Genomic DNA, 10,004 nt, shown 5'->3' on the forward strand with positions numbered 1-10,004 from the left:
TAAAGCATTGTATCCTAAGGCTTTTCCTTAAGAGAATCGGTTGGTAAAAAATGTCAGTGAAGAAATCTATCTCAGGGGCGATTGTAGCTGAACTTGTAGTGGTTGCTCGGTGTTGATGATTATTCCAGGGGAATTGCGATTTACGGGTGTTGCAGGTTCAGTTGATGATGGCATCCATAGCACCCAGCGGCTAGCAGGGGGTAAGGCAGTTAGTGTTACTGGGTTCTGAGTCAGCCAAATTAAGGGAAGATTTGGCGGACTCACAGCGATCGCATCTTCTCCAGCATATGTTGCGGCTAAGGTTTCTAATACTACGCGATGACCTTGCACTAATCCCGTTAAGGCTGTCCAAAGTTTCACATTTAATTGCCGTCCACTGGCATAGAAGTACAGGGACGCAGCAGCGATTACGGCTTGTTCAAAATCTTCTGGGTTCCAAACGCTGGCACTGTCAAGGCATATAATTACTTCTTGCCCTCCGGTGAAGGTCTCCAATTCGCGGACTTGGAATTGTCCTAACCGGGCGCTGGTTCGCCAGTGAATTAAGCGGGTGGGATCGCCGACTCGGTAAGGACGCAGGGTTCGCGTTACTCCTTCTGTTGCTGCCTGGGAACGGCGATCTATGCTGAGAAATTGGGGACTGGTATCTTGCCCGATTTCATCGATTAGAGGGCAATTGATCAGGGGTAAAACTGTAGGATAGACGAAGGCTGTAGCTGGAACTTGGCGATCGCGCCGACACCAAAACAACCCCAGGGGAGCAGCTGTCTTGAGTTGCACTGTCATCCACCGATAAACACCGCGTTTTTGGGCTGGTTGGTAGTAAATCCAGTGGTGAATGCTTTTCGGGGGAATAGTTTCTATCGGTGTGTGTACAGGTTTTCCCAGGACGAAGGGGAGATCGTCTTGGATTTGTAGCAGGTTTTGGGATTTGTCAACTGGATTTTCTATATCCAATTCGATTGTTAGCTCGTCACCAACACTCACTGGTTGGATGGGACGGCGGTTGACTCGCAACGACTTGAGACTTCGGGCTGGTAAAATAGCCGAGAGTCCCACTATTGCCAACATTACACCACTGATAACATACAGCCACCCTGCCATAGTGTTAGTGGCGGCTCCAAAAAAGCAGATAGCGATCGCTAAGAGTATCCCACCCGCATAGGCTGGCTTTACCCAACGAGTTTCTAACCATTCCGCCATTCGATCAACGTTTTTCATTAAAAGCGCCCAATCGCTATATCACAAGCAATTTAACAAAAATCAGATTACGAATAAATAAAATTTTTTGCGCCTATCCGGGAATTTTTTACAATATTTAAGTAAATTCACGCTTTACTTAAAAAACAAATTATAGGCTAGATCCATTAAACTGTGGTTTTACCGATACCATCTGACCAAGATTAGGGATTGGGAATTGGGAATTGGGAATTGAAAAAAAGTCTTACCCAGTCCCTAGTCCCAGCCCCCAGTCCCCAGCCCCTAGTTAACACCTCGCGGAAACCGGAAACATGACACAAATCAATGATGCTGGCCAATTGAAGTCTCAGGCTCCTCCACATATGCCACCACCGCCACCCCCTCCTCAGATGCAGGCAGGGCGACTACCAGAGGTCAGCAAAGTTAATACTTCCATTAAACAATTGGTTAAGGAAGCGTTTCATCACAAAGCCTCTGACATTCACATTAGAGTTGGGCAAGTTACCAGATTTCGGGTTCGAGGTCAGATAACTCAATCTGAAAGTCAGATAAGGGTGACACCAGAAATCTTTGAAAGATACCTGGCAGAGATTTTAAGTCCAGTTCAGCGGAAGCAATTCGCTGAGAAAAAAGAGTTGGATACAGCGATTTTCTATCCAGGTTTCGTGCGCTGTCGGGTGAACTGCTTTGAGACTCTGATGGGCGGAGCGATGGTGCTGCGCTTAATCACTCTGGATGTCCCTTCTATTGATAGTTTAAACTTACCGCAAGTCCTCAAAGACATTGTGTCAAAACCCCAAGGACTAATCTTAGTTACAGGGCCTACGGGATCGGGGAAATCAACTACACTTGCAGCAATGATTCGTCATCTGAACGAGACGATGAATAAGCACATTGTGACAATTGAAGACCCGATTGAATTTGTTCACTCTTCGCAAAATTGCCTACTTAGTCAGCGGGAAGTTGGTTTGCATACCAATGACTTTCACGAGGCGCTACGGGCAGTTTTGCGGGAAGACCCGGATGTGATTCTGATTGGGGAAATGCGCGATCGCATTACCATTGAAACAGCTTTGCAAGCATCCCAAACGGGTCACTTAGTGTTGGGGACTCTGCACACCAGAAGCGCTATCGGTGCTGTGGATCGTTTGTTAAACCTCTACAAAGCAGATGAACAGCCAGTGATGCGGATACAGATTACCCAATCTCTGATAGCTGTAGTAGCCCAACTCCTACTTCCTACCACAGATAGTCGGCGCACAGCAGTTCACGATATTTTAATTAATACACCTGCAATGCAAGATTACCTGCTCAAAGGTGAAAATGAGGAGGCATTCCGGTTAATGGAAAACGACCAGTACGACGGTATGCAGGTGATGAATCAGGCTCTCTACAATGAAATGCTGGAGGGTCGGATTACCCTTGAGGAAGCCTTGAACGCTTCCCCAGATCCCAACGATCTAGATCGCCGTATTCGTACAGGTGGGGTTGATGCTTCTAACTCCTCGACTCGCAGCTGGATGTAATCTCAGATCCCATCAACCGAAGATGATGTGACACCCCAAATAAAAAAGCCCGCGCAGGCGGGCTTTTTTGTGTAGCCACAGGTTGAAACCTGCGTGCTACCTGGGATAATTAGCGCTTCGCCAGCTTCTTCGCCAGCTTCCGCAGACGAATTGACTTGGGCGTTACTTCTACCAATTCATCTGATCCGATGTATTCCAAAGCACGCTCCAAGCTCATATCTATTGGCGCTTGCAACTGCACTAACTCATCACCGCCAGAGGCACGGTGGTTGGTCAGCTGCTTCGCCTTGCAGACATTGAGTTCCAAGTCTTGTTGACGGTTGTGTTCCCCGACAATCATGCCTTTGTAAACTTTGGTACCTGGAGTGATAAAGAACGCACCCCGATCCTCAGCATTCTTCATTGCGTAGAAGGTAGCAACACCTTCCTCAAACGAAATTAAGACACCGTTACGGCGAGTTTCCATATCGCTGCTGATGGGGCGATAGTCTAGGAAACTGTGGTTCATAATCCCTTCGCCACGGGTGAGGCGCATGAATTCACCCCGGAAGCCAATTAAACCACGGGCGGGAATTACAAATTCTAGTTGAGTGCGACCCGTGGCACTCATCTGCATATCTTGCATTTCGCCCTTGCGCTGTCCCAAACGTTCGATACAGCCACCACTAGCTTCTTGCGGGACATCCAGCACCAAACATTCGTAAGGTTCGCAGGGTTGACCGCTGACTTCGCGGAAAATCACTTGCGGCTGGGAAACTTGGAACTCATAGCCTTCCCGACGCATGGTTTCAATCAAGATGCCGAGGTGAAGTTCGCCTCGACCGGAAACGAGTAATTTATCGGGAGAGTCGGTATCTTCGACACGCAGGGCGACGTTTGTTTCGAGTTCGCGGAACAGGCGATCGCGTACTTGCCTCGATGTCACCATCGTCCCTTCCTGTCCAGCAAACGGCGAATCGTTCACCGAGAAGGTCATTTGCAAGGTAGGCTCATCCACCTTAATCAGCGGCAAAGCTTGCGGTTCGTTTGGACAAGTAATTGTCTCGCCAATGTTCGCATCGGCAAAACCAGCCACCGCCACAATATTTCCAGCAGAGGCTTCTTCCAAATCAATCCGCTTTAAGCCTTCAAAACCCATCAACTTGGAGATTTTACCTTTCACAATGGCGCTGGTTTCCGTCACCAAAGCCACTTGTTGCCCCATCCGGATTGTGCCGTTATGGATTTTGCCAATCACAATCCGACCCAGATATTCAGAATAATCCAGGGTTGTCACTTGCAACTGTAAAGGCTTATTCGGATCGCCTACAGGTGGCGCGACATGGTGCAGAATTGCCTCAAACATGGGCTGCATATCCATGTTGTCGGATTCCAGGTCGTTTCTGGCATAACCATTGATACCGGAAGCGAACAGATAAGGGAAATCGCACTGATCGTCATCTGCGCCCAGTTCCAAAAACAGATCCAATACTTTATCAATTGCGCCGTGGGGATCAGCTTGAGGACGGTCGATTTTATTTACGACAACGATAGGGCGCAATCCCTTTTCTAGGGCTTTTTTCAGCACAAATCGTGTCTGCGGCATGGGGCCTTCATTGGCATCCACAATCAGGATACAGCCATCGACCATGCCTAACACCCGTTCGACTTCGCCGCCAAAATCGGCGTGTCCGGGGGTATCGATAATATTGATTAGGGTTTCTTTGTATCTGACGGCGGTGTTTTTCGACAAAATTGTGATGCCCCGCTCCCTCTCTAGGGCGTTGGAATCCATGACGCAATCAGGAACGTCTTCCCCTTCGCGGAAGATGCCAGATTGTTTCAGGAGGGCATCAACAAGGGTGGTTTTGCCGTGATCGACGTGGGCAATGATTGCGACGTTGCGAATGGGGAGACTCATAGGAGCGTTCCAGAGTTGGTACTGCGACTCAGTTAAATTTAAGAAGCTCTTTAACAGAATTTGTCATCTAAGAGTAATGCTGTAAAGAAGCCTTAACAATTCTAGCTTAATTGCCTCAAATATGGCTAAATAGGTTTCCGTGCAGCTCAAAGGCATACTTCCCAAGAGGGGGCGGAGGTAGCGATCGCTCTCAAGAAGTTTTGCAGCGATCGCGTATCGGTTGAAAGGGCGGTAGAACAAGGCTCAACCTACTGCACGCTCTTTCGGGGATAAAATTACAACTTTGCCAACTAGGTAGACATAATTGAACTAAATATCTAACGTCGGTTGGAACATTGGAAACCCACGCAACATTGATATGCTTTGATGGGTAATGCTACTGTACCTATCCTAACAAATAACTATATCCATCAACTTAATAAAAAAAAATATTCTTAAAAACCTATTCTAGGTAAAAAAAAATAACTTAACTGGCTTTTAAGCAAAGCAGTATTACCTATGAGTTGATAGTACCTGGCAATCGGGTAAAGGTATTTGATTAGTAGTTGAGCCTTTTTCCGTCTAGCAGTGACACGCACAGCCAACCCCAGTTTTTTCCCAAATTCAAAGCTGCATAAAATTGAAACTTATGAATGTAGCGGCTATTACACGATAACGGCTGCAAAAAACTTTGTCCATTAGTTACTCGTCACCAACGCAAGCAAGTAGTACCCAATCAAAGGTTACAGCTTTTTGTCATGTTTGTATTATCAATGTATATTATGTACAATTTATACCAGTCGTCAAGCACTCAGCAGATTGCTGAGTGCCTTTAAGCGAAGATCAGCCACTGTGAGGAATGCAGATGAAGTTACAGCTGCGTGTTCTAATAGTTGAAGACTCAGAGGAAGATGCTGAACTGCTAATATATGAATTAAAACGCGGTGATTACCATTCTATATACGACCGGGTAGACACAGCAGATGGTTTCATAGCAGCGCTTGATAAACATCATTGGGATATTGTCATTGCTGATTACTCTATGCCTTGTTTTAGCGCTCCTGCTGCTTTGAGTTTGTTGCAGGAGAAGAAACTGGATATACCATTCATTATTGTGTCAGGAACCATCGGTGAGGAGATGGCTGTTGATGCTATGAAAGCTGGAGCTTCTGACTACGTCATGAAAGGCAACTTGGCGCGACTTATCCCTGCTGTTGAGCGCGAGTTACGTGAAGCCCTCCAGCGGCGAAAACGAAGGGAAGCGGAACAAGCTTTACGCGAGAAAGAAGAACGATTTCGCTCTCTCATTGAAAATGCCTTAGATATTATTACAGTTCTGAGTCCTGATGGCAATGTGTATTATATAAGCCCCTCTGTTCATAGAGTTTTGGGTTACGAATCAGAAGAATTACTTGAAAAAAACCTCTTTGTTTACGTTCACCCTGAGGATGTAAATGAAGTTATTAATAACCTATATCAAGCACTTAATGATCCCAGCAGTACGTTATTTATCAAATTTAGATTTCAGCATCAAGATGGTTCTTGGCGTGTGCTTGAAGCTGTTTGTAAAAAGATTATTTATTCGCCAGAAGTAGCAAGTATTGTTGTAAACTGTCGCGATATTACAGAGCATCAGCAAGCTGAAGAGATTCGCCGGGAGCTGGAGAAACAAAAAGAATTAAATGAAAATAAATTCAACTTTGTTTCTATAATGTCGCACGAGTTTCGCAATCCGCTCAATATTATTACAATATCTGCTGAATTACTGGAAAAGTATAGCGATGTTGCCAGTAAAGAGCAAAAATATTTGTACTTTCAGCGTATTCGATTTGCTGCTCGAAATATGACGCAGTTGTTAGAGGATATTCTGACAATCAGTAAAGCGGAAGTCGGAAAATTAAAGATAAACCCAGCTAGTCTTGATTTAGCAAAGTTTTGCTTAGAATTGGTGGAGGAGATGCAGTTTAGTAATGCAGGTAACGCGGTCAATTTTGTTTTTAAAGGCGGAGACGTTGATGAACAACAAAGTCAGGAATCGGAAGCAGGAACGATAACAAATTGTTGTAGCTTAGCTTATATGGATGAAAAACTTCTGCGGCATATTTTTATTAATTTGCTTTCAAATGCTATTAAGTATTCACCCGCAGGAGGTGAGGTACTATTTGAACTTTATTATCAGAATCACGAGGCAATTATCCAAGTTAAGGATCAAGGTATCGGGATTCCTGCAAATGACCAAAAACGACTATTTGAAGTGTTTCATCGAGCGGGAAATGTGGGCAAGATTCCCGGTACGGGGCTGGGATTATCTATAGTCAAAAAGTTCGTGGAATTGCACGAGGGCAAGATTGAAGTAAGTAGTGAAGTTGGAGTGGGTAGCACCTTTACAGTTAAGCTGCCATTGCAAACTCAGAGATTAACAGAATCGCGCCACACCTACTCATGTGGCGCGAACTAAAATTTTGGTATTCTCGTTAAAGGCGATTCCTTAACGATTTACGGAACTCATATCCGCGTAGCGATCGCCTGCTGCAACGTTCTTGGGTGCTACTTCGTCAAGGCGCGATCGCTCTTGTTGAGTTAAGGTAATGGCAGCTGCTGCCACATTCTCCTCCAAGTAGGCGCGGCGTTTGGTTCCGGGGATCGGTACGATATCGTCTCCCTGCGAGAGCAACCACGCTAAAGCTAGTTGTCCCGGCGTGACACCCTTTTCGCTGGCAATTTCCTTCACCCGTTCAACGAGTTGCAGATTCTTTTGAAAATTCTCGCCTTGGAAGCGTGGCAAATGCTGGCGGTAATCATCGGGAGCAAAATTATCGGGACTGGTAATTTGTCCTGAAAGAAACCCCCGTCCAAGTGGACTATATGCCACAAAGCCAATTCCCAATTCCCGTACTGTGGGTAAAATCTCATCTTCAGGCTCGCGCTGCCAAAGCGAGTATTCTGATTGCAAAGCAGTAATCGGGTGAACTGCATGGGCGCGTCGAATCGTCGCCGGAGCAGCTTCAGAAAGCCCCAGGAAGCGGACTTTGCCTTGCTTGACTAATTCTGCCATTGCGCCGAGTGTTTCCTCAATGGGAACGTTGGGATCGACGCGGTGCTGGTAGTAGAGGTCAATGTAATCAAGTCCAAGCCGTTGCAGCGAAGCATCGCACGCCTGCTGCACGTATTCCGGACTGCCATTAATACCTCGGAAACTACTATCCTCGCCACGTTGGATGCCGAATTTTGTAGCTAGTATGACCGCATCGCGACGGTCTTTAATAGCTTTTCCTACCAGCTTTTCATTCTCCCCGGTTCCGTACATATCAGCAGTATCGAGCAGAGTGACACCGAGATCCAGTGCGCGGTGAATGGTATCAATTGATTCGGCTTCATCGCCTGCACCGTAGAACTCGGACATTCCCATACATCCCAGTCCCAGTTCCGAAACCATCAATCCTTGGCTTCCGAGTTTGCGTACTTTCATTGTTCCTTTTCTCCTTATCAAGTTACGGTCGAACAATCCGGTGCATATCCAGAACTGGGGGGGCAATTTCTGTCTGGGTTATCATGTCGTGAATTTGCCCCCGGTGGTGTGTCTGGTGATTGAAAAAGTGGGCGACTAACAAATTAACGGGATCGGTATAAATTTTTCCGGCGTTATTTCGGTACTGAATCGTACCCGCCAAAAATTCTTCGGTTAAACCAGAGGCAAAGCTTTCAATCCGCTCATCTTCTGCTACACGCGCTTGGTTGAGTTGGTCGAAGTCTTCATAAAGGATGGCGTTGAGTCCGGTGGATGGGATTTCTTGGCCCTGGAAACGTGTCAGCCAGATGCGATCGCCCACCATAATATGATTTAGTGTCCCGTGGATACTTTTGAAAAAGGCTGGCCTAATCTTCTGGCGTTCTGCATCCGAAAGCAAAGCGCAAGTTTCATAAAGTTTGCGGTTCGAGAGTCTGTTGTATCGTGCCAGCATCTGGAAGTGCTGTATAAGCATACTGGTTTCCACCTCCCAACTATATAACTTTAACGTTAACGTTAGATTAACCAGAAAAAAATTACTGGTTGCTGACCTCCTCGATATATTGCTGTATCCTGGCGATATTAGCTTGCAAATCCCCGCGAAACTGCTCTAAAGCGGCGATTTTTTCGTCAGTTTCCTGAAGATGAGTTTGCAGAATTTCCAGTAGTTTTTGCTTACCCCGTAACATCGTCGGTTCTTCAAAAAACAGGTCGATGATACCGCTAATCTCTTCCAGGCTTAATCCCAATCCTTTGAGCGCATCAATTTTGCGGAGTCTGGCTAGTTCAAGCTCTGTGTAGTAGCGAAAGCCTTTGCCTTGCCGCTCAGCAGGGCCAAGTAACCCCAGATCCTCGTAGTAGCGAATTGTTCGCGGAGTCACGCCTGCTTTGAGGGCAAGCTCTCCGATTCGCATTTTTTCAGTCACGCTCTAGTTGATCCGCAAACATTGACGTTAACGTTAAATTTAGTTTAGCGATTCTCTAGCTCAGTGTCAACCACGTTGCAATAACTCTCGTTCCCAGGCACAGCCTGGGAATGCAAATAAATAGGCTCTGCTTTGTATTAACTTCCTCTTTCTGGCTGGGAAGAAAAATTGCTTGTATTTACGCCTTAAATATGGTACAAATGTACTAAATAAGGCATCGCTTCAGCCTATCTCATAAACCGATGCAAGCGTCTTGGAGGCTTGAAAATGGCTTGGAATCCTGGGCAAAAGTTGCAGAACGGCAAGTACACTATCGAAAAAGTGCTAGGGCAAGGTGGTTTTGGAATTACCTATCTGGTGAAGAACAAAAAAGGTAATCTGCTGGTAGTTAAAACCCTAAATAGTTGGGTGCAACGCTGGTGCGACTTTGCCAAACTTCAGCAGGATTTCCTGAATGAGGCGCTGCGACTGTCCAAATTTAATCATCCTCATATCGTGAAAATTGATGAGGTGGTTCAAGAGGCTGGGCTATGGTGCATTGTGATGGAATATATCGATGGGGAAAGTCTAGCTTCTCACGTTTGGAATCAAGGGATTTTGCCCGAAACCGAAGCATTACGGTATATTCAACAGATTGGTGATGCGCTGACGGTTGTTCATGAGCGTGGTTTACTGCACCGGGATGTAAAGCCGCTGAATATCATGTTGCGAAAGGGTAAGACTGAAGCTGTGCTGATAGACTTTGGTATCGCCCGCGAGTTTACCCCAAATTTGACGCAGACACAGACGGAATTTTGCTCTAGTGGCTTTGCGCCAATTGAGCAGTATGATTGGCGGGGGAAAAGGGGTGCTTATAGAACCCATTTGACATCTTACGGAGCCTAAATTAAGGTACTCAAAGCCGTCTCACCCTGCTCCGATGCCGTATTCCAGTGACCTCACCGATGAAGAATGGGAAATCCTTG

At 46.2% G+C, this 10,004-nt stretch carries 9 protein-coding genes; 3 read left to right on the plus strand and 6 right to left on the minus strand.

Annotation, left to right across the window (positions count from 1 at the left end):
- Positions 1-66: 66 nt before the first annotated feature.
- Positions 67-1,221 (minus strand): DUF58 domain-containing protein, encoded by a 1,155-nt coding sequence (locus H6F66_RS23075; RefSeq protein WP_190426059.1) that lies wholly within the window; start codon positions 1,219-1,221, stop codon positions 67-69.
- Positions 1,222-1,511: 290 nt separating this feature from the next.
- Between H6F66_RS23075 and H6F66_RS23080 the strand changes: the two genes are divergently transcribed.
- Positions 1,512-2,726, plus strand: a complete 1,215-nt coding sequence (locus H6F66_RS23080) for a PilT/PilU family type 4a pilus ATPase (protein WP_190426062.1) — start codon at positions 1,512-1,514, stop codon at positions 2,724-2,726.
- Between the two features lie 109 nt (positions 2,727-2,835).
- On the opposite strand, the gene typA is transcribed toward H6F66_RS23080, so the two are convergent.
- Together typA and H6F66_RS23090 are read right to left on the minus strand one after the other, a co-directional pair.
- Positions 2,836-4,626 (minus strand): translational GTPase TypA, encoded by a 1,791-nt coding sequence (gene typA, locus H6F66_RS23085; RefSeq protein WP_190426072.1) that lies wholly within the window; start codon positions 4,624-4,626, stop codon positions 2,836-2,838.
- A 63-nt stretch (positions 4,627-4,689) separates the two neighbouring features.
- On the minus strand, positions 4,690-4,866 hold the full coding sequence (locus H6F66_RS23090; RefSeq protein WP_190426074.1) for a hypothetical protein: 177 nt from the start codon (positions 4,864-4,866) through the stop codon (positions 4,690-4,692).
- A gap of 604 nt (positions 4,867-5,470) precedes the next feature.
- Here H6F66_RS23090 and H6F66_RS23095 point away from each other — a divergent pair.
- Positions 5,471-7,063 (plus strand): ATP-binding protein, encoded by a 1,593-nt coding sequence (locus tag H6F66_RS23095; RefSeq protein ID WP_190426077.1) that lies wholly within the window; start codon positions 5,471-5,473, stop codon positions 7,061-7,063.
- Positions 7,064-7,093: 30 nt separating this feature from the next.
- Here H6F66_RS23095 and H6F66_RS23100 read toward each other — a convergent pair whose 3' ends face one another.
- From H6F66_RS23100 to H6F66_RS23110, 3 genes are all read right to left on the minus strand, one after another.
- On the minus strand, positions 7,094-8,074 hold the full coding sequence (locus H6F66_RS23100; RefSeq protein WP_190426080.1) for an aldo/keto reductase: 981 nt from the start codon (positions 8,072-8,074) through the stop codon (positions 7,094-7,096).
- A 22-nt stretch (positions 8,075-8,096) separates the two neighbouring features.
- A complete protein-coding gene (locus tag H6F66_RS23105; RefSeq protein WP_190426082.1) occupies positions 8,097-8,588 on the minus strand; it encodes a DinB family protein in 492 nt (163 codons plus the stop codon).
- 61 nt (positions 8,589-8,649) lie between these two features.
- A complete protein-coding gene (locus H6F66_RS23110) occupies positions 8,650-9,027 on the minus strand; it encodes a MerR family transcriptional regulator (RefSeq protein ID WP_190426086.1) in 378 nt (125 codons plus the stop codon).
- A 279-nt stretch (positions 9,028-9,306) separates the two neighbouring features.
- On the opposite strand from H6F66_RS23110, the gene H6F66_RS23115 reads away from it, so the two are divergent.
- Positions 9,307-9,924 (plus strand): serine/threonine-protein kinase, encoded by a 618-nt coding sequence (locus tag H6F66_RS23115; RefSeq protein WP_190426088.1) that lies wholly within the window; start codon positions 9,307-9,309, stop codon positions 9,922-9,924.
- Positions 9,925-10,004: the final 80 nt, after the last annotated feature.

It is taken from the genome of Trichocoleus sp. FACHB-6 (assembly GCF_014695815.1).
GTDB lineage: Bacteria > Cyanobacteriota > Cyanobacteriia > Cyanobacteriales > FACHB-T130 > Funiculus > Funiculus sociatus.